Source organism: Rheinheimera sp. 4Y26 (assembly GCF_025245835.1).
GTDB lineage: Bacteria > Pseudomonadota > Gammaproteobacteria > Enterobacterales > Alteromonadaceae > Pararheinheimera.
Window position 1 is genome coordinate 704,161 of the sequence record NZ_JAOBWS010000001.1, and the last position, 18,472, is coordinate 722,632.

General features: G+C 49.1%; 15 protein-coding genes. 8 read left to right on the forward strand and 7 right to left on the reverse strand.

Annotated features, from left to right (window positions below):
• Positions 1 to 76 precede the first annotated feature (76 nt).
• Positions 77 to 1,654: a glutamine-hydrolyzing GMP synthase gene (gene guaA, locus N3Z11_RS02970; RefSeq protein WP_260655649.1), complete on the forward strand. Its 1,578-nt coding sequence runs from the start codon at positions 77 to 79 to the stop codon at positions 1,652 to 1,654.
• Between the two features lie 105 nt (positions 1,655 to 1,759).
• Here the strand turns inward: guaA and N3Z11_RS02975 are convergent, their stop codons facing one another.
• Positions 1,760 to 1,978, reverse strand: a complete 219-nt coding sequence (locus N3Z11_RS02975) for a hypothetical protein (RefSeq protein WP_260655650.1) — start codon at positions 1,976 to 1,978, stop codon at positions 1,760 to 1,762.
• Positions 1,979 to 2,163: 185 nt separating this feature from the next.
• On the opposite strand from N3Z11_RS02975, the gene tadA reads away from it, so the two are divergent.
• On the forward strand, positions 2,164 to 2,724 hold the full coding sequence (gene tadA / locus N3Z11_RS02980) for a tRNA adenosine(34) deaminase TadA (RefSeq protein ID WP_260655651.1): 561 nt from the start codon (positions 2,164 to 2,166) through the stop codon (positions 2,722 to 2,724).
• Here the strand turns inward: tadA and N3Z11_RS02985 are convergent.
• Entirely contained in the window at positions 2,717 to 2,884 is a 168-nt protein-coding gene (locus N3Z11_RS02985) for a hypothetical protein (protein ID WP_260655652.1), read from the reverse strand. The two genes, tadA and N3Z11_RS02985, sit on opposite strands and share 8 nt — an antisense overlap.
• 104 nt (positions 2,885 to 2,988) lie before the next feature.
• Positions 2,989 to 4,479 carry a membrane-bound lytic murein transglycosylase MltF gene (mltF, locus tag N3Z11_RS02990; RefSeq protein ID WP_260655653.1) on the reverse strand — a complete coding sequence of 497 codons (1,491 nt, stop codon included), beginning with the start codon at positions 4,477 to 4,479 and terminating at the stop codon, positions 2,989 to 2,991.
• A gap of 152 nt (positions 4,480 to 4,631) precedes the next feature.
• On the opposite strand from mltF, the gene purL reads away from it, so the two are divergent.
• Complete coding sequence (gene purL / locus N3Z11_RS02995) at positions 4,632 to 8,534, forward strand: phosphoribosylformylglycinamidine synthase (RefSeq protein ID WP_260655654.1); 3,903 nt, start codon at positions 4,632 to 4,634, stop codon at positions 8,532 to 8,534.
• Between the two features lie 158 nt (positions 8,535 to 8,692).
• On the opposite strand, the gene N3Z11_RS03000 is transcribed toward purL, so the two are convergent.
• Positions 8,693 to 9,394 carry an OmpW family protein gene (locus N3Z11_RS03000; protein ID WP_260655655.1) on the reverse strand — a complete coding sequence of 234 codons (702 nt, stop codon included), beginning with the start codon at positions 9,392 to 9,394 and terminating at the stop codon, positions 8,693 to 8,695.
• 345 nt (positions 9,395 to 9,739) lie between these two features.
• Between N3Z11_RS03000 and N3Z11_RS03005 the strand changes: the two genes are divergently transcribed.
• The gene (locus N3Z11_RS03005; RefSeq protein ID WP_260655656.1) at positions 9,740 to 10,999 is read left to right on the forward strand and encodes a sugar MFS transporter; all 1,260 of its coding nucleotides are present in this window, start codon (positions 9,740 to 9,742) and stop codon (positions 10,997 to 10,999) included.
• Between the two features lie 83 nt (positions 11,000 to 11,082).
• Here the strand turns inward: N3Z11_RS03005 and N3Z11_RS03010 are convergent, their stop codons facing one another.
• Complete coding sequence (locus tag N3Z11_RS03010; RefSeq protein ID WP_260655657.1) at positions 11,083 to 12,828, reverse strand: lysophospholipid acyltransferase family protein; 1,746 nt, start codon at positions 12,826 to 12,828, stop codon at positions 11,083 to 11,085.
• A gap of 199 nt (positions 12,829 to 13,027) precedes the next feature.
• On the opposite strand from N3Z11_RS03010, the gene N3Z11_RS03015 reads away from it, so the two are divergent.
• Genes N3Z11_RS03015 through N3Z11_RS03025 form a run of 3 tightly spaced genes read left to right on the forward strand, consistent with a single transcriptional unit; the run spans position 13,028 to position 15,293 of the window.
• Positions 13,028 to 13,948: a 2-hydroxyacid dehydrogenase gene (locus N3Z11_RS03015; RefSeq protein ID WP_260655658.1), complete on the forward strand. Its 921-nt coding sequence runs from the start codon at positions 13,028 to 13,030 to the stop codon at positions 13,946 to 13,948.
• Positions 13,948 to 14,712, forward strand: a complete 765-nt coding sequence (locus tag N3Z11_RS03020; RefSeq protein WP_260655659.1) for an enoyl-CoA hydratase-related protein — start codon at positions 13,948 to 13,950, stop codon at positions 14,710 to 14,712. The genes N3Z11_RS03015 and N3Z11_RS03020 overlap by 1 nt, the downstream gene beginning before the upstream one ends.
• 5 nt (positions 14,713 to 14,717) lie before the next feature.
• Positions 14,718 to 15,293 (forward strand): GNAT family N-acetyltransferase, encoded by a 576-nt coding sequence (locus N3Z11_RS03025; RefSeq protein WP_260655660.1) that lies wholly within the window; start codon positions 14,718 to 14,720, stop codon positions 15,291 to 15,293.
• A 346-nt stretch (positions 15,294 to 15,639) separates the two neighbouring features.
• On the opposite strand, the gene smrA is transcribed toward N3Z11_RS03025, so the two are convergent.
• Positions 15,640 to 16,218, reverse strand: coding sequence for a DNA endonuclease SmrA (gene smrA / locus N3Z11_RS03030; protein ID WP_260655661.1), 579 nt, complete (start codon positions 16,216 to 16,218; stop codon positions 15,640 to 15,642).
• Between the two features lie 190 nt (positions 16,219 to 16,408).
• On the opposite strand from smrA, the gene N3Z11_RS03035 reads away from it, so the two are divergent.
• The gene (locus tag N3Z11_RS03035; RefSeq protein WP_260655662.1) at positions 16,409 to 16,798 is read left to right on the forward strand and encodes a hypothetical protein; all 390 of its coding nucleotides are present in this window, start codon (positions 16,409 to 16,411) and stop codon (positions 16,796 to 16,798) included.
• 55 nt (positions 16,799 to 16,853) lie between these two features.
• Here the strand turns inward: N3Z11_RS03035 and N3Z11_RS03040 are convergent, their stop codons facing one another.
• Positions 16,854 to 18,185 (reverse strand): M20/M25/M40 family metallo-hydrolase, encoded by a 1,332-nt coding sequence (locus tag N3Z11_RS03040; RefSeq protein ID WP_260655663.1) that lies wholly within the window; start codon positions 18,183 to 18,185, stop codon positions 16,854 to 16,856.
• Positions 18,186 to 18,472: the final 287 nt, after the last annotated feature.

The window sequence follows — 18,472 nt, forward strand, 5'->3', positions numbered from 1 at the left end:
GGTTTTTATCGCTGGTGCTTGCCGGCGTAGTTTTTCCGGCTGGTGCAAACCAGCCCGCTACCAACACAAGGTTGATATGAGCAAAAATATCCATTTCCACCGTATTCTGATCCTCGACTTTGGTTCGCAATATACCCAGCTGATCGCGCGTCGTGTCCGCGAAATTGGTGTGTACTGTGAGCTGTGGGCCTGGGATGTTACTGCTGAACAAATCGCTGAATTTAACCCAACAGGTATTATTTTATCCGGTGGCCCTGAAAGTGTGACTGAAGCAGGTTCACCACGGGCGCCACAATATGTGTTTGAAGCCAATGTGCCGGTATTAGGTGTGTGTTATGGCATGCAAACCATGGCAGAGCAGTTAGGCGGTAAAGTGGCCAGTTCAGACAAACGTGAATTTGGTTATGCTCAGGTGGAAGTCATTGCTTCGAACCCGATGTTTGCCGGTATTGAAGATCACGTCAATGACAAAGGCCACGGTTTATTAGACGTGTGGATGAGTCATGGCGATAAAGTTGTGGAAATTCCAGCAGGTTTTGTTACCACTGCGCAAACGCCAACCTGTCCGCATGCCGCTATGGCCAACGAAGCCAAACAGTTTTACGGTGTGCAGTTCCACCCTGAAGTGACGCATACCCGTCAGGGCCTGCGCATGCTGGAACAGTTTATTGTTGATATCTGCGGTTGTGAAAAACTCTGGACGCCGGCCACTATCATTGATGACGCTATTGTGAACATCAAACAACAAGTGGGCGATGATCAGGTGATTTTAGGTTTATCCGGCGGCGTGGACTCTTCAGTAGTGGCTATGTTGCTGCACCGTGCCATTGGCAAAAACCTGACCTGTGTGTTTGTCGATAACGGCCTGTTACGCCTGAACGAAGGCCAGCAGGTGATGGATATGTTCGGTGACCATTTTGGTCTGAACATTATCCATGTAAAAGCGGAAGATCGTTTCCTCGACGCGCTCAAAGGTGTGGACGAGCCAGAAGCCAAACGCAAAATTATTGGTCGTGTGTTTGTGGAAGTTTTTGACGAAGAAGCAAAAAAATTAACCAACGCCAAATGGTTAGCACAGGGCACTATTTACCCTGATGTGATTGAATCTGCTGCTTCTAAAACCGGCAAAGCCCACGTAATTAAGTCGCACCATAACGTCGGTGGTTTGCCGGCCGAAATGAAAATGGGTCTGGTTGAGCCTCTGCGTGAACTCTTTAAAGACGAAGTGCGCAAAGTGGGTCTGGCTTTAGGGCTGCCTTACGACATGCTGTACCGTCATCCGTTCCCTGGCCCAGGTTTAGGGGTGCGGGTACTGGGTGAAGTGAAAAAAGAATATTGTGATTTACTGCGTAAAGCCGATGCAATTTTTATTGAAGAGCTGCATAAATCCGGTTGGTACGAGCAGGTCAGTCAGGCCTTTACTGTATTCCTGCCGGTAAAATCAGTAGGTGTGATGGGCGATGGCCGTAAATACGACTGGGTTGTTTCACTGCGTGCGGTACAAACCGTTGATTTTATGACAGCACACTGGGCGCATCTGCCGTACGAGCTGTTGGGTCATGTGTCGAACCGCATTATTAATGAAGTGAACGGCATTTCCCGCGTGGTATACGACGTATCTGGTAAACCACCAGCCACTATTGAGTGGGAATAAGCCGCGCAGGCCGGTAGTTAACAGCTACGCAAAAACAAAAGGAGCCGTGAGGCTCCTTTTGTTTTATCCGCGGTACAACCCTTTCTGCTTTGTTTCAGCTTCGTTTTACAGCTGATTAATTTGTTGTTTCAGGGTGTAAGACTTGTCAGTCACTATGGCTTCCAGCGTCGCCACTCGTTGTTTTAAATCTGCAATTTCTTGCTGTAAGGCTTCACTGCCGGCACCGGCATTTTGTAACTTTACTTTTGTTTTATTGCGCTGTTCGTAAAAAGCGTAAGCAAAAGCCAAAACCACAGCGACAAAACCAATATCAAATATACCCATGATGTTTCCCTTATTGTTGAAATGATAGGAGGAAAGGCAATTGTTATACCAAAGTTATAACTTAATAAAAACAACAAGTTGTAAATACAGTTTTTGCGGGCTTTAGCAACTTCACCAGAAAATAGTCAAATTTGTCAGTGGCAGGTGGTAAAATTTTTCATCCCCTGGTTTTAATAAGTAGTGTGATGTCTGAAATACCACAAGCTGTTACTGAGCAAGAGCAGCAAAATGATGAACGCTGGATGCACTATGCGCTGGCGCTTGCCGACAAAGCCGAACAAGCCGGTGAAATTCCGGTGGGCGCTGTGCTGGTGAAAGATAATCAGGTAATTGGCGAAGGCTGGAATATGTCGATTTGCCGGCATGACCCGTCGGCCCATGCCGAAATGCTGGCCATTCGGGAGGCCGCAGTGCATGTGCAGAATTACCGGTTATTAGACACCACTTTATATGTAACACTGGAACCTTGTGCCATGTGCGCCGGTTTGTTGGTGCACAGCAGGGTCAAAAGGCTGGTGTTTGGCGCTTTTGACGCTAAAACCGGCGCCGCCGGTTCAGTGACAGATTTAGTGCGCCATCCGGTGCTGAATCATCAGCTGGAAGTCACTTCCGGCGTGCTGGCCAACTTATGTGCCGACAAACTCTCCAGTTTTTTCCGGCGTCGCCGGCAGGAACATAAAGCAGCAAAAGCCGCTAAGCAGGCACAGGAACCGGAAAAATCAGGGGGAGCGGTGAAGGTTAACTGACAGCTTCGTTTTGTTGTTCAGATTGCAGTATGGTCTGGAAATTACGTTGCCGGCGATGCAGTTTCAGCACAGCCACATTACGTTTAATACGACGACGCACAGCTCCGACATCCATGATGCGGCGCTTTTTTAACATTTTAGGTCTTTTACGTTTAAGCATGCAGCACTCCAGCTGAGGGTAAAACAGAGCGCCACTATAAACAGCGTGAGGGTTGATCTCAAGCTAAGCAGAGGGCGCACTGAGGACGACTGATGCAAAGCGGCTTAGCTTTTGCGATCTGTACCGGTTTTATTGTTGGCTTTTTTAGTCTCTTTGGCCGCAGGTTTATTGGCTGCCGCTTCCAGTTGTTCGCTGTATTCTTCAGCCAGCTTTTGTTTTTGTTGCTGAATTTTTAATTCGGCCTGTTTTTTCTCATCAACCCAGAGCAGGGTATCAAAATAACGGCGGATATTTTCCACGTAATACACCGCATGGTCGCCACGGGCGTAACCGGTGCGGGTCTGGCTGTAATATTTCCGCTGGCGCAATAATGATAAACGTTGTTTAACTTCGGCCCATTTATCCGGATCAGCACCGTCTTTTTCGGTCAGCATCCGGGCACTTTCCACATGGTTATAACCAATGTTGTAGCCGGCCAGGGCAAACCAGAGCCGGTCCGGCATTTTTACCCGCTCCGGCATCCGATCGAGCAGTTTTTGCAGATATTTACTGCCACCTCTGATGCTTTGTGCTGCATCCACCCGGCTGGTGACTTTCATCGAGTTGGCGGTATTGACGGTCAGCATCATCATACCCACTACGCCTTGCGGACTCCGGGCTTTAGGGTCCCAGCGCGATTCCTGATAGGCAATAGCAGCCAGCAAACGCCAGTCTAAATTGCCGGAATGCTGCTCGAACAGCGCGCGGTAACGCGGCAACACTTTATCTATGGCTTCAATATAATCCAGCGTATCGGCGTAATTAAAACGCCGGACATGGCCAAAATATTTATCTTCCAGACTTAATAATTCAGCACCTTCGTAACTGCGGCCAAAAAATTCGACCAGCACACTCATCAGCGAGTCGTCATTATTTTTTGCCAATAACCAGGCCACCGGTTGCTGGCTTTTCAGCACCATGGCAACACCAAGATTTGGATAAAAACGTTGATTAATCGCCAGTAAATGCGAATCGGCCACCGTATATTTTATTTTGCCCTCGGCCACTTGTTGCAATAATTCAGTGGCGTCATCAGTTTCGTTCAGACTGAGTGAGAGCTCCGGCAATTCTGCCTGCTTTTGCAGCATAGTTTCTGCCTGACTGGAGCCTTTTAACACCACAACAGGGGCGCTTAGTTCAGCCAGTGATTTGGGCTTTTTTTCAGTTTGACGAAATACCAGTACTTCGTCGCTCCACTGATAAGCCGGCGCTAAACGGTACTGCGCGCGCAGGCTTTCAGACACTGTCGAGCCGGATGCAATCACATCGACCTGGCCGGTGCGCAGTTTTTCCAGCAATTCTTCTAAGTGGAAACTTGGCACCAGATCTAATTTCACACCCAGTTTGTCAGCCAGCGCCACCGCCAGTTCATATTCGTAACCTGTGGCGCCATCGGCGGTAACATAATAACTGGTGGGGCCGTTTAAAATACCTACTCTGATGCTATCGCGTTGATAAATCTGATGTAAATGCATAGGCTCAGGCGCTGGCGTACAAGCAGCCAGGCTCAGCATCAGCACTACCATCAGTACTTGCAACAGCACTTTCAAATGCATTCTTTCAGGCCTTTTAAAAAATTGAGCCGCCAGTTATATCAAAATTCCGCCTTGTCGTCAGTTTTTACTCATACCCTTTGTGCTGGTTCTTCTATATAATGCAGCGCCTGATTTGAGGTTCCATCGACGTTCAACCCACGGGAAAAAAGCCTATGTTGATCCTGCGTGGTGCACCAGCACTGTCCGAGTTCAGAATTCAAAAGTTCATCGATCAATGCGCCAAAGCGGCGTTACCTGTCACCGAAATTTATGCCGAATTTGTCCATTTTGCTGATGTGTCCGGCGATTTAACCGCCGAACAGCAGCATGTGTTGGACAAATTATTGACCTACGGACCAACCATCACCAGCCATCAACCAACAGGACTTTTACTGTTGGTGACACCAAGACCCGGCACTATTTCGCCCTGGTCGTCTAAAGCCACCGACATTGCGCACAACTGTGGTTTAAATCAAATCAAACGTTTAGAACGTGGTCTGGCTTATTATGTTGCTACCAGCCGCACTTTAACGGCCGATGAGCACAAACAACTGGCCGCTTTATTACATGACCGCATGATGGAGTCGGTGTTTACTGAACTCAATCAGGCACAGGCGCTGTTCCGCAAAGCTGAACCAGCTCCTTTAGCTTCAGTCGATATTTTAGCCGGTGGCCGTGACGCCCTGGTTGAAGCCAATATCCGCATGGGTTTAGCGCTCGCTGAAGATGAAATTGATTATCTGGTCAGCAACTTTAACGCGCTGGGCCGCAATCCAAATGACATCGAACTTTATATGTTCGCGCAGGCTAACTCTGAGCATTGCCGTCACAAAATTTTTAACGCCGACTGGACCATAGACGGCGAAAAACAGCCAAAGTCGCTGTTTAAAATGATTAAAAACACTTTTGAAAAAACACCGGATTATGTGTTGTCAGCTTATAAAGACAACGCCGCCGTCATGGTTGGTTCTAAAGCCGGTCGTTTTTTCCCAACGCCTGATTCACAAGAGTATCAGTATCACCATGAAGACATTCATGTGCTGATGAAAGTGGAAACTCACAACCACCCAACGGCTATTTCGCCATTCCCTGGTGCTGCCACTGGTTCTGGTGGTGAAATCCGCGACGAAGGCGCAACGGGTGTTGGCTCTAAACCAAAAGCCGGTCTGGTTGGTTTTTCAGTGTCCAACTTACGGATCCCGGGTTTTGAACAACCGTGGGAAAGCGACTTTGGCAAACCAGACCGTATTGTCAACGCGCTGGATATTATGATTGAAGGCCCGCTGGGTGGCGCTGCATTTAACAACGAATTTGGCCGGCCGAATATTTTAGGTTATTTCCGTACTTACGAAGAAAAAGTGCCAAGCCACAACGGTGAAGAAGTACGTGGTTACCACAAGCCAATTATGCTGGCCGGTGGTTTAGGCAATATACGCGCTGAACACGTACAAAAAGGTGATTTACCTGTAGGCGCCAAACTGGTGGTGCTGGGTGGCCCGGCGATGAATATCGGCTTGGGCGGTGGAGCTGCTTCGTCGATGGCTTCAGGCCAGTCGGCGGAAGATTTAGATTTTGCTTCAGTACAGCGGGAAAACCCGGAAATTGAACGCCGTTGTCAGGAAGTAATTGACCGTTGCTGGCAGCTGGGCGCCGATAACCCAATCGTCTTTATCCACGACGTGGGCGCCGGTGGTTTATCCAACGCTTTCCCTGAATTGGTGAACGACGGTGGTGTGGGCGGTAAATTTGAACTGCGCAACGTGCCCAACGATGAACCAGGTATGTCGCCGCTGGAGATCTGGTGTAACGAATCACAAGAACGTTACGTGATGGCCATCCCGGCCGACAAAATGCCGGTGTTTGAGCAAATCTGTAAACGTGAACGTGCACCTTATGCCGTAGTGGGTGAAGCTACGGCCGAGCAGCATTTAACGCTGTCAGACAAACATTTTGGCAATACGCCAATTGATCTGCCGTTGTCAGTATTGCTGGGCAAAGCACCAAAAATGCACCGTGACGTGACCAGTGCCAAAGGTGCCGGTAAAAAGCTGGATTTCGCCGGTGTTAGCATCAAAGATGCCACTGAGCGGTTATTGCGTTTACCGACCATTGCCGAAAAAACCTTTTTAATCAGCATTGGTGACCGTTCAGTGACGGGTATGGTTGCGCGCGACCAAATGGTCGGCCCATGGCAGGTGCCTGTTGCCAACTGCGCTGTAACCACAGCGGCACTCGACACCTATCATGGTGAAGCCATGTCGATGGGTGAACGGACACCTGTGGCACTGTTAGATTTTGCCGCTTCTGCCCGTCTGGCAGTAGCTGAAGCCATTACCAACATTGCAGCCACTGATATTGGTGAGCTCAAACGCATTAAACTGTCTGCCAACTGGATGTCCGCTGCAGGTCACCCTGGTGAGGACGCCGGTTTATATGCTGCGGTGAAAGCCATCGGCGAAGAGTTATGCCCGGCGTTGGAAGTCACTATTCCTGTTGGTAAAGACTCGATGTCGATGAAAACCAAGTGGCAACAAAACGGTGAAGACAAAGCGGTCACTTCGCCATTGTCTTTGGTGATCACCGCTTTTGCCCGGGTTGAAGATGTGCGTAAAACAGTGACACCACAACTGCGCACTGACAAAGGCGCATCGTCGTTATTGCTGATTGACTTAGGCCTGGGTGAAAACCGCTTAGGTGCTTCTTGTTTAGCGCAGGTGTACAAACAGCTGGGCGAAACCACACCGGATTTAGCCACACCAGATTTGTTAATCAACTTCTTTAATGCCATTCAAAAGCTGACGACTGAGCAAAAACTGCTGGCTTACCATGACCGTTCAGACGGCGGTGTGTTGTTAACGCTGGCTGAAATGGCTTTTGCCGGTAAAGCCGGTTGGACAGTGGATGTCGCGGCTTTAGGCCAAAACAGTCAAAGCGACTTAGCGCTGTTGTTTAGCGAAGAGTTAGGTGCTGTGATTCAGGTGGCTGACACTGACCTTGCTTATGTACAACAAGTGCTGGCGGGCTTTAACCTGCAGGCCAACAGCCACTTATTAGGCGCGGTAAACAGCAGCGACGAGCTGGTGGTCAAACGTGCCGGCAACGTCATTTTCAGCGATTCACGTACTCGTTTACGTTCTATCTGGGCTGAAACCACCTATCAGATGCAGGCGCTGCGCGATAACCCGGATTGTGCCAAACAAGAGTTTGTCGCTAAGTCAGATAAAAACGACCCAGGCCTCAACGTAAAATTAAGCTTTGATTTAAATGAAGATGTGGCTGCGCCTTATATTCTTAAAGGTGCCAAACCACGTATTGCCGTATTGCGCGAGCAAGGCGTGAACTCGCACGTTGAAATGGCAGCTGCTTTTAACCGCGCTGGTTTTACTGCGGTTGACGTGCATATGTCGGATATTCTGTCAGGTCGCAGAGGCCTCGGGGAATTTAACGGTTTAGTGGCTTGTGGTGGTTTCTCTTACGGTGACGTATTAGGTGCCGGTGAAGGCTGGGCCAAGTCCATTCTGTTTAACGACAAAGCGCGCAGCGAGTTTGCCCGTTTCTTTGAACGTGACAGCACCTTTACCTTAGGTGTCTGTAACGGTTGTCAGATGGTGTCAAACCTGAAGTCGCTTATTCCGGGTGCTGAGTTGTGGCCACGTTTTGTGCGCAATAAGTCAGACCGTTTTGAAGCGCGTTTCAGCTTAGTCCAGGTGCAGCAAAGCCCGTCTGTGTTAATGGCGGGTATGGCTGGCTCACAGATGCCAATTGCGGTGTCACATGGTGAAGGTCATGCTGAATTTGCCAATAGCGCCGCTTTAGCAGCCGCTGAGCAGCAAGGCATAGTGGCGCTGCGTTTTGTCGACAACTATGGTCAGGTCACTCAACAATACCCGAACAACCCGAATGGTTCGCCAAACGGTATTACGGCGCTCACCACCACAGATGGCCGTGCAACTATTATGATGCCACACCCTGAGCGGGTATTCCGCGCCGTCAGCAACAGCTGGCATCCGGATGAATGGCAGGAAGACAGCCCGTGGATGCGGATGTTCCGTAACGCGCGGGTTTGGCTGGGTTAATATCAGCCAGGTGTAATTTGCTGCGGCAATAACGCCTGTTATTTTTAAAAAACCAGCTGCGGCTGGTTTTTTTATTGGGTTTGGTTTGGGTTGTTGTCACAGATAAAAAAACAGCGGCATCAGCCGCTGTTTTTCTTTGTGTGGTTGTTGAATGCGCTTTACATTGTCCAGCGTACGCCAACCATCACCACCAGCGGGTCAATTTGTACGTCAACGCTTTGAATAGTGTTGCCGTTCACTTTCACTTCACCTGTGGTGTCGATGTCCATTTTGCTGACCATCAGGTGAGCACCCCAGTTGCTATTGATCTGATAATTCACACCGGCTTGCAAAGCTAAACCAAAACTGTCATCCAGCTTCAGATCAACTTCATCAGCGGCTGTTGTAACTTTCAGCGCCTGCAGTGTGCTTTTTAAGGTACCAGATGCCGATGAATCAAAAAATTTGGTGTAGTTCAGGCCAACACCAACAAAAGGGTCAAACTTGCTGTCGCCCAAGTCAAAATGATATTGCGCCAGCAGAGTTGGAGGCAGATGTTTGGTATTACCGATATCTAAACCGTCGATGGCCGAACCTTTTACTTCCACATCATGGCTGAACGGCGTGGCGGCAATCAGCTCCACAGTCCAGTTTTTGTTGATGGCATAATCCAGTGTTAAACCCAGCTGAGTGTTGTTATTGACGGAGACCGCAGTAGAGCCTGCCGGTAAACCAGCCACTTGCTCCACCACATTCAGCGAGCTGCTGCTGTCGTTTGGGGCCACCGTAATAGCGCCAACATTCACTGACAAACCGGCCAAAGCCGGGGCTGCAGACAGAGTTCCAATAGCCAGAACCAGAGCGCTGATAGCTGTTTTCATCTTTGTTTTCCTTAGGATTTTGTGCGTTTTTGCAACTGCAGGCATTGTGCGCTTTGCCGGATGAAAAACTTTGGGCTGGATCAAAGAACAATAGAGGTAACTCCAATTTTCCGGCCAGAATTTGATGTAAAACAAAGTTTGGTGTTGTGTCGATCAGACTCACTTTGTTGAAAAATTACATACGTATGCAAGGGTGGGTGCTTTGCATTCCGGTTGCCTGCGCGTATAGTACAAACAGTCTGATATGCGTGCAGGCCTTGGCAGTCAAGCCTGGCGGGGGAGAGAACTGCAAAAGCGCACATCGGGTACATCACAGGATAGACAGACCATAACAAGAGAAATTGTATGTCAGTAACCACACCGACCAGCGCAAGCGCAGCGCAGGGCGAAGCCGGGCAAAATTATCATTTTGCTCTGACCAGCCTGACTTTTTTGTTTTTTATCTGGGGTTTTATTACCTGTTTAAACGATATTTTAATCCCGCATCTGAAAAACGTGTTTGACCTGAACTACACCCAGGCCATGTTGATCCAGTTCTGTTTTTTTGGTGCTTATTTTCTGGTCTCCATTCCGGCCGGTTTCCTGGTGAAAAAAGCCGGATACCAGCGCGGTATTGTGATAGGGCTGATTATTGCCGCTATCGGCTGTTTATTGTTTTATCCGGCCGCTTCGTTGCAGCAATATCCGTTATTTCTGGGCGCACTTTTTGTGCTGGCATCCGGTATCACTATTTTACAGGTCGCCGCCAACCCTTATGTCACTGCCCTTGGCAAAGCAGAAACGGCTTCCAGCCGCTTAACCATGACGCAGGCTTTTAACTCTTTAGGCACCACTATTGCCCCCTGGTTTGGTGGTTTACTGATCCTGGCTGCAGCCACTGCAGAAGTAGGCACAGCTGAATTTAAAGCGCAGGAAGCCGCCGCAGTGCAGGTACCTTACCTGATGCTTGCAACAGCTTTATTGGTGCTGGCGGTTATTTTTGCCGTACTTAAACTGCCAAAAGTCACAGAACATCACCAAACTGAAGTGGCCGATGCCAATCCGGGTTCTGCCTGGCAATACAGCCACCTGATGCTCGGTGCTCTGGGTATTTTTGTCTATGTTGGCGGTGAGGTGGCCATCGGTAGTTTTTTGGTAAATTTCCTCGGTGAGCCTGATATTGCCGGTTTAGCTGAAGCGGATGCCGCCAAATACATCAGCTATTACTGGGGCGGAGCTTTAGTTGGCCGTGTGATTGGGGCTTTAGTGATGCAAAAAATTGCAGCAGGTAAAGTGCTGGCCTTTAATGCGGTTGCTGCTGCGGTGTTGGTATTGCTGGCTATCACAGGCTCCGGCGCATTGGCCATGTGGGCTATTCTGGCGGTAGGTTTATTTAACTCTATTATGTTCCCGACCATTTTTAGTCTGGCGGTGACAGGTTTAGGTAAATACACCAGTCAGGGCAGCGGTGTGCTGTGTCTGGCTATTGTCGGTGGTGCTATAGTGCCGCTGCTGCAAGGTGTGCTGGCCGATAACATTGGTTTACAGTTGTCCTTTATTCTGCCGGTGCTGTGTTATGCCTATATCTGTTTTTATGGTTTAAAAGGGTCAGTGCCAAAACAATAAGGCTTGACCTGATAATAAAAAAACCGCCTGCTGGCGGTTTTTTTATTATCTGCATTGCCGCAAGCGACAATGTGTTTTCGCTATCAGACATCAGCAGCTGTTGGCTCTGTCTCTTGTGCTGTTTCGCCAAGATAACGTTGTTTTTTGGCACTTTTCAGCATAGTTAAATCCACCAGCACCAAACCGTCTACACAATCGGCAAAGTCCGGATCCACACCAAAAGCCAGAAACTTCACGCCGCCGGGTTCAGCAATTTCACTGTATTGTTTATATAAAGTGGGCACACTGAGGCCCATATGCGCCAGCAGGTGTTTGAGCTGGGTAAAATCAGCCTGATAGTTATTGCCGCTAAAATGCTGTTGCAACTGCTCCAGAGTGGCAAAAGGCAACTGATAGGGTAGATTCGGCACTGCACTGTCGTTTTCTTCCGAAAAATATAAAGTGTAAAAATACACCAGCAAATCGCGGGCGGCTTTGGGGTAAGCATTGGACAAGCTGACTCCGCCAAACAAATACCTCAGCTGGGGCTGACGTGTTAAATAAGCACCAATGCCGTACCACAGATAGTCCAGGCTGCGTTTGCCCCAGTATTTGGGCTGGACAAAACTGCGGCCAAGTTCCAGCCCCTGCGCCAGATAAGGCGTCATCTGTTCACTAAAACGGAATAAAGAAGCGGTGTACAATCCGTCGATGCCATGCTCTGCAATCACTTTGGCGGTATTGGCAAAACGATAAGCACCAACAATCTCCAGCTCGTCGTTGTCCCATAAAATCAGCTGCTCGTAATAACTGTCAAAACGGTCAATGTCGCGGCGCATGCCACTGCCTTCGCCTACAGCACGGAAGGATATTTCCCTGAGCCGGCCAATTTCGCGCAATATCGGCGAGCTTAAAGCCGACTGATACAGATAAATTTGTTTGCCATCCGAGGTTTCGCCTAACAGCTCACAGGCTGCTATGGCTTTTTTCAGCTCTTGCCGGTCTTCAGGGTGGGCAATGGCGGTTTGGGTTTTAAACAGCGGTGCTTTGTTTTTGCCAAGCCGGTATAAGTGTTTTTTAAACAGTTTGACACAAGCCTTGGTTTCCAGCGGCAGCTGCGCAAAGCTGTCGTAAGGAATAAGCTCTCCGATCCGAATGCCAATGCTTTTATGTTTTTGTTTAAACATTTCCTGCACCAGCAACATGGTGGCCAGAGGTTTGTACAGCATGGATGCACCGTAAAACAGCGCCGAGTTACGGGCGTCGATATAGACCGGCAGCACCGGCGCTTTAGCTGCTTTGGCAAAACGTAAAAAACCTGCATGCCATTTGCCATCGCGAATGCCGTTCGGTTTCAGGCGTGACACTTCACCGGCCGGAAAGACAATCACCGCACCTTCAGCGGCCAGATGCTGACTGATGCGATCCAGACAACGCCTCTCGGTGCCGCCCTGCATATTATTCACCGGCAACAACAGTTGATGCAGTGGCGTGACCGCGCTTAGCAGCTGATTGGCCACCACTTTTACATCAGGGCGCACTTCGTGCACTAATTTGACCAGCGCCAGCCCATCGAGTGAACCAATAGGGTGGTTGGCAATAATCACCAGCCGCCCCTGCGTCGGAATACGCTCCAGCTCATTGTCACGCACGGCATAACTAAAGTGAAAATACTGCAGCACCTGCTCAATAAATTCGATGCCCTGTAGATGTGGGTAACGCGCGGCAAAGGTGCTGAATTCCTGCTCATGTAGCAGATGTTTGAGCGCGCCTTTTACCGGTTTTTCCAGCCAGGGTTTTTGCTGCAACTGTGGCAGATGTTGTGCCACCACCTGATCAACATTAATCATTGTCCAGACTCCGCTTTGCCTGTATTTGCTTCAGGCTAAGCATCTGGTATGACATTCAGGTCACAGATTTATGGCAATTTGCTGAATATTGAATGCTGCGTTCGCTTTAGCCCTGCGTTTGCTTTAGATGGGCGGGTGATAACAGGCTGGACGCACAGGCTTGCTTTGTTAGAATGCGGTATTGGCCGAAGGAGTATCTATGTCTATTGCCCTGGTGATCCCGGATCGCAAGCTCGATCAGTTACAACAAAAATTACAACAACAATTACCCGGCGTCAGCATTGAAATCTGGCCTGAGATCAATAAGCCCGAGGCCGTTGATTTTGCGGTGGTATGGCGTCAGCCTGCCAATAGCCTGACGGCTTTTCCCAACTTAAAAGCTTTGCAGTCCTTTGGTGCCGGCGTCGACAGTATTCTAGTCGACCCTGCGCTGCCTGATGTGCCGCTCGCCCGTATTGTCGACCCGGATTTGACCCGCTCTATGCTGAATTATCTGCATGGTGTGTTGCTGCATTATCAGCTGCGTTTTGATCAGTTTGCCGCGCAGCAGCAAAAGCAGCAGTGGAAAGCCCGTAGCCCGAGGAAAATTCAGCAGCTGTGTGTGCTGGGGTTGGGCGAGCTTGGCAAAGCGGCTGTTTTGTATTTTCAGGCTTTGGGTTATCAGCTCAGTGGCTGGTCAGCCAGCGCTAAGCAAATTGCCGGTGTTGCCTGTTATGCCGGTCTGAACGAATTTGCCAAGGCTGTGGCAGAGGCTGATTTAGTGATTTGTTTATTGCCACTCACAGCCCAAACAGAAAATCTGCTGAATGATCAAAGGTTATCGCAGTTTAAACCCGGCGCTATTCTGGTGAATGTGGCCAGAGGCGCTATAGTAGATGACCTGGCATTATTACAACATCTTGACAGTGGTCAGCTTGGCGCTGCTTGTCTGGATGTGTTTCGCACTGAACCTTTACCGGCAGAACATCCGTTCTGGCAGCACAGTGCTGTGCTGCTGACTCCCCATATTTCAGCGGTCACCAATGCCGATACTGCAGTGTTACAAATTGCAGAAAATTACCGCAGAGTGCAGGCTGCTTTGCCCATGTTCAATCTGGTCGACAAACAACGAGGTTATTAATGGCGGCGTTTCAACTGGAAAAATACGATCATCTGGCGGTGTTAACGTTAAATAGCGCGGAAAAACGCAATTTACTGACGCCACAAAGTGCGCTGGCTATTGCAGAGGCGGTCAATGCATTACCGGATGATCCAGCCATTAAAGCGCTGGCTGTGACAGGCCGCGATGACTCTTTTTGTTCAGGCGCCGACTTAGCCGCTTTACAACAAGCTGCCTTTGGGGATGGCGAAGAGCTGCAACAGATTTATGCTGCTTTCACTTCTGTGGCACATAGCCCTTTACTCACTATTGCTTTATTAAATGGTCCGGCCCTTGGCGCCGGTATGAATCTGGCGATGGCCTGTGATATTCGCCTTGCCAGCGAACAAGCCTGGTTTGAAAGCCGGTTTTTTCAGCTTGCTATTCATCCGGGCGGTGGTCACACCTGGTTATTGCCACAACTGGTCGGCTGGCAGCAGGCGGCTGCTATGGTGTTTTGTGCTGAACGTTTATCGGCGCAGCAAGCGCTGGAAACCGGTTTTGTCAAAGAGTTATGGCCGGAAGAGCAACTATTAACCCGTGCGAAACAACTGACTGCCGGGCTAAAATCTCTGCCCACCGAATTAGTGCGCCAAACCAAAAATACCATGCTGGCGATGCGCCACTGCAGCCGGCAGGATGACGCTGTGGCTTTTGAATTCCGGCAGCAATTTCACAGTTTACAGCAGCCGGAAGCACAGCAGCATATTGCTGCTCTGATTGAAAAAATCAAAAGGAAGTTCTGAGTTTTATGGCAAGTGTTGAAGTGACGACCTGGTATCTGGATTACCAGGGGCCGCAGCTGCAATTACCGCAGTGGCCACAACAGGTTGAGCTGATTGAGGCTTGCCTGCCAAGCCCTGAGTTCAGTCAGTTTTTATTTTGTGCTGTTGGCCACCACTGGCGCTGGTTCAGCCGGCTGAGCTGGGACTATCAGCAGTGGCTGGATTATTTATCGTCAGACAAAGTGCGAACCTTTGTGTTGTATAAAAAGGGCACGCCGGCTGGTTTTGTCGAATTGCGTCAGCATGACGATTTGACTGTGGAGCTGAAGTTTTTTGGTTTATTGCCTGCTTTTATCGGCCAGGGCCTTGGCAAAATGCTGGCACAGGCTGCTATAGCGCTGGCGCAGCAGTGGCACGCCAGCCGGGTCTGGTTGCATACCTGCTCTGAAGATCATCCATCGGCTCTAAAAACCTATCAACAAGCTGGCTTTAGTGTGGTGAATACTGAAGTGCAGCAGGAACAGATGCCGGATGATTATGCTGAAGCTGCCTTAGCAAGACCTTATGTCTGGTCGCGGCTAAATTATTTTCAGTCTCAATAAGCAACGTCTAAAAAACTTAGCAGATGAAGCACTTAGTCGTGTTTCTTAGTTGTATACACCGAAAAAACTGTCTACACTGCTTGACGTTAGTGCTGACTTGGTTTAGCCGCCACATACAAAGAACATAAAAAAATAAAAATGCAGAGGTTTATTTTATGAGTAAAGCGTCCAGTCGGGGTTTTGGCTTTACCGCAATCGCTATCCTGGTGATTTTGATGGCGTTATCGGCAGTATTGACCACAGCCGAGGCTTGCAGCCTATTCTGAAGCGGTACATTTTGTACTTCGCGGATAAAAAAATACCCTCAACTGAGGGTATTTTTTATGGTGCAGGTCACCTGTGATGATCAGCGTTTTTGATGACGTTCACGGTTTTCCCGTTTTTGTTCGGCATTTTTTTGCAACAGCACATAGGTTGCAGCGCTGCTGCCATGAATCTTTTGTGCACTGTGGCAGGCCAACACTTCCGGAATTTGCTGTAACCACTTAAAACAATAACTTTTCAGGATGGCTGGGTGAGGTTTGCTATCTCTGCCCATGCCGTGATGGATCAACAGGGTGCGGATACCACGCTGATGGCAGTCGGCGACAAACTCAAATAAAGAGCGTCGTGCGTCGGTCAGATTTTTGCCAAGCAGCATCAGGGTGGCATCAACCTGATATTTACCCAGCCGCAAATTTTTATATACCCCTTCCTGCACGCCGTCTTTTTTATACGCCAGTACTTCATCCGGCGCGACTAAATCCACATATTCCATGCTGAGATAGTTGGCGTCATATTCAGGTTCAAGCTCTGCCGCTTTGCGTCTTGCCAGCTGGGCCATGGTCGGTGCATGTTCACCATTAACATCACTCAGTACATCGGCTTTGAGCGGTTTTACGTCGGCCATTTCCTGTAAAAACAACTCAAGATCTTCATTGGCCATACATTGTTATTCCAAATCTTTGTCGGGTTTAAATTATAACTTCAGCCGTTCGACAAACATAGCCGTTGGCTTCGGGCTTTGCAGCCAGAAATGCCAAAGCACAGTTTGGACTTAAATCAATGTTGTACTGGCATTGGTTGTTTTTTGCTCTACACTGAAATTTGTACGACTGCTGAATCAGGAGTTTTCGATGTTACCAAATTATTTGTATGAAACCCTGCCATATGGCTATATGACAGCAGGCGCAGCCGCTGTAGTCTTCACTCCAGGTTATATTGCAGCTTTGTCGGGAGCTTTATTGATCCTGGCTGGCGCTTTAGTCTGGATACTTCGTTCTGAACACCGTCGTGGTGACAGGCATAAACTTCAGCAGAAAGCGGGTGTATTACCGTTCTGGGTTTATGAGATACAGCCTTTTGCTTATGTGATTGCCGGCTTATTATGCTGGCAGCTTAGTCACAACCAGTTTGTATATCCGTTTGCACTGATCTTTATCGTAGTAGGCGCTCAGGTTTTTGTGATGCGATCCAGCCAACGCAAGCATCAGTTGCCCCAGGCTCAGCGTATGTCGCATATGTAGTTTCAGTGCTCAAATAAACAAAAGGCCCGGTTTGTTCGGGCCTTTTGTTTTTTAGCTATTTGCGAAAATCAGTTGCCGAATCCGCCACAGCTCTGGTCATCAACAGCCAGGCTTGCAGATTTTGCTCCAAATCCGCCGGATTAATTTTGTCCAGGGTATCGTTTGGCGTATGGTGGTAATCAAAATAATCGGTGCCATCCTGTTCCAGCGAAACCACCGGTACGCCTAAAGCGGCCAATACTGACACATCAGGACCGCCGTAAGCTTTATTACCGCCCAAGGCGATACCCAAAGGTGCCAGCTGCTGCTGGATTTGTGTAGCTGTTGCTAAAGATTCAGCACCAAACTTAGTCTCAAACTGCCAGATTTTGCCGGCGCCAAAATCAGATTCGCTCGCTAGCACATGGTTTTTCAGCTCTGCAGCATGCTTTGCTGCATAAGCCCGTGCCCCAACCAAGCCACCTTCTTCATTGCCAAAAAGCACAACCCGAACCGTACGTTTTGGCCGGCCTTGTTGTTTCAGCAAAGCACCGGTTGCCATCACTATACCTACACCAGCACCGTCATCCAGAGCACCTGTGCCCTGATCCCAGGAATCTAAGTGGGCGCTTATCAGTACAATTTCTTCAGGCCGCTCTGAACCGGTAATCTCAGCAATCACGTTATGACTGATGGCGTCCTGACTTTCTGTTTGCATAGTGAGTCTGAGTCTGGCTTCAGGAGCGCGGCTTAAAATCTTGCTGAGCTGAATCGCATCCGGCACTGAAATAGCCGCGGCAGGAATTTTAGCAACACCTTCTTCGTAACTCATTTTACCGGTGTGAGCAAATCTGTTGCTGCTGGTGCCGACAGAGCGGATCAGCAAAGCTTTGGCGCCAAGCCGCGCCGCTTCAACGGCTCCCTTAGAGCGGGCACCGACCACAGTGCCATACTGTGAACCCAGTTTGTCTTTTTGCATTGCTTTGTTAATAAAGACGATTTTGCCCCGAACCTGCTCGGGTTTGGCCATCATCAGTTCATCAAGACTGTTAAACATCACAACACCGGCATCAATACCATTGGCATCAGTGCCGACAGAGCCACCAAGTGCTGTTAATACCAGCGACTGTGGAAAAGGCGAGGTGACTTCCAACCGTGCCATGCCTCTTTGCCAAAAAGGTGTTTTGAACTCCTCTGCCCATACTTTGTCGTAACCCAGTAATTTAAACTTGTTGCTGGCCCATGCCACTGCTTTGGCATCTGCCGGACTGCCAGCCAGCCGGGGGCCAATCTCCACGGTAAGCTCTTCAACCAGTTGATACGCGAGCTGATTGTCTGTAGCTGCTATGGTAGGTAACGCAGTGAGCCAGAGTGCGGCTGCGGTTATTAATAATTTTTGCTGCTTCATTCCAGTAACCTGTTGTTCTTATGCTCAGTGATGACTGACTTTATCACGATGACCGGATTTGCCGACAGTAAAGCTGTCGGTGTATTTGTGCTTCTGAACTCATTTGCGCCAGGGCATTGGATAGAAGTTGGGACTGTCTGAAGAGAACAGAAACAAAAGTTAACAAAACGTAGGTGTGTTTTTGCTGTATTAGCGGAGTATAATGGGCACATCTTCAGGCTGTCCGCAGACAGCATCTGGCTGAAGGCTATGGAAAGCCGGCAAGAACGCACTTAAAGCAGACTTAA

Excerpts from the sequence above, each read along its gene's own strand:
- guaA (WP_260655649.1), top strand. The coding sequence starts at position 77 with ATGAGCAAAAATATCCATTTCCACCGTATTCTGATCCTCGACTTTGGT.
- N3Z11_RS02975 (WP_260655650.1), bottom strand. The coding sequence starts at position 1,978 with ATGGGTATATTTGATATTGGTTTTGTCGCTGTGGTTTTGGCTTTTGCT.
- tadA (WP_260655651.1), top strand. The coding sequence starts at position 2,164 with ATGTCTGAAATACCACAAGCTGTTACTGAGCAAGAGCAGCAAAATGAT.
- N3Z11_RS02985 (WP_260655652.1), bottom strand. The coding sequence starts at position 2,884 with ATGCTTAAACGTAAAAGACCTAAAATGTTAAAAAAGCGCCGCATCATG.
- mltF (WP_260655653.1), bottom strand. The coding sequence starts at position 4,479 with ATGCATTTGAAAGTGCTGTTGCAAGTACTGATGGTAGTGCTGATGCTG.
- purL (WP_260655654.1), top strand. The coding sequence starts at position 4,632 with ATGTTGATCCTGCGTGGTGCACCAGCACTGTCCGAGTTCAGAATTCAA.
- N3Z11_RS03000 (WP_260655655.1), bottom strand. The coding sequence starts at position 9,394 with ATGAAAACAGCTATCAGCGCTCTGGTTCTGGCTATTGGAACTCTGTCT.
- N3Z11_RS03005 (WP_260655656.1), top strand. The coding sequence starts at position 9,740 with ATGTCAGTAACCACACCGACCAGCGCAAGCGCAGCGCAGGGCGAAGCC.
- N3Z11_RS03010 (WP_260655657.1), bottom strand. The coding sequence starts at position 12,828 with ATGATTAATGTTGATCAGGTGGTGGCACAACATCTGCCACAGTTGCAG.
- N3Z11_RS03015 (WP_260655658.1), top strand. The coding sequence starts at position 13,028 with ATGTCTATTGCCCTGGTGATCCCGGATCGCAAGCTCGATCAGTTACAA.
- N3Z11_RS03020 (WP_260655659.1), top strand. The coding sequence starts at position 13,948 with ATGGCGGCGTTTCAACTGGAAAAATACGATCATCTGGCGGTGTTAACG.
- N3Z11_RS03025 (WP_260655660.1), top strand. The coding sequence starts at position 14,718 with ATGGCAAGTGTTGAAGTGACGACCTGGTATCTGGATTACCAGGGGCCG.
- smrA (WP_260655661.1), bottom strand. The coding sequence starts at position 16,218 with ATGGCCAATGAAGATCTTGAGTTGTTTTTACAGGAAATGGCCGACGTA.
- N3Z11_RS03035 (WP_260655662.1), top strand. The coding sequence starts at position 16,409 with ATGTTACCAAATTATTTGTATGAAACCCTGCCATATGGCTATATGACA.
- N3Z11_RS03040 (WP_260655663.1), bottom strand. The coding sequence starts at position 18,185 with ATGAAGCAGCAAAAATTATTAATAACCGCAGCCGCACTCTGGCTCACT.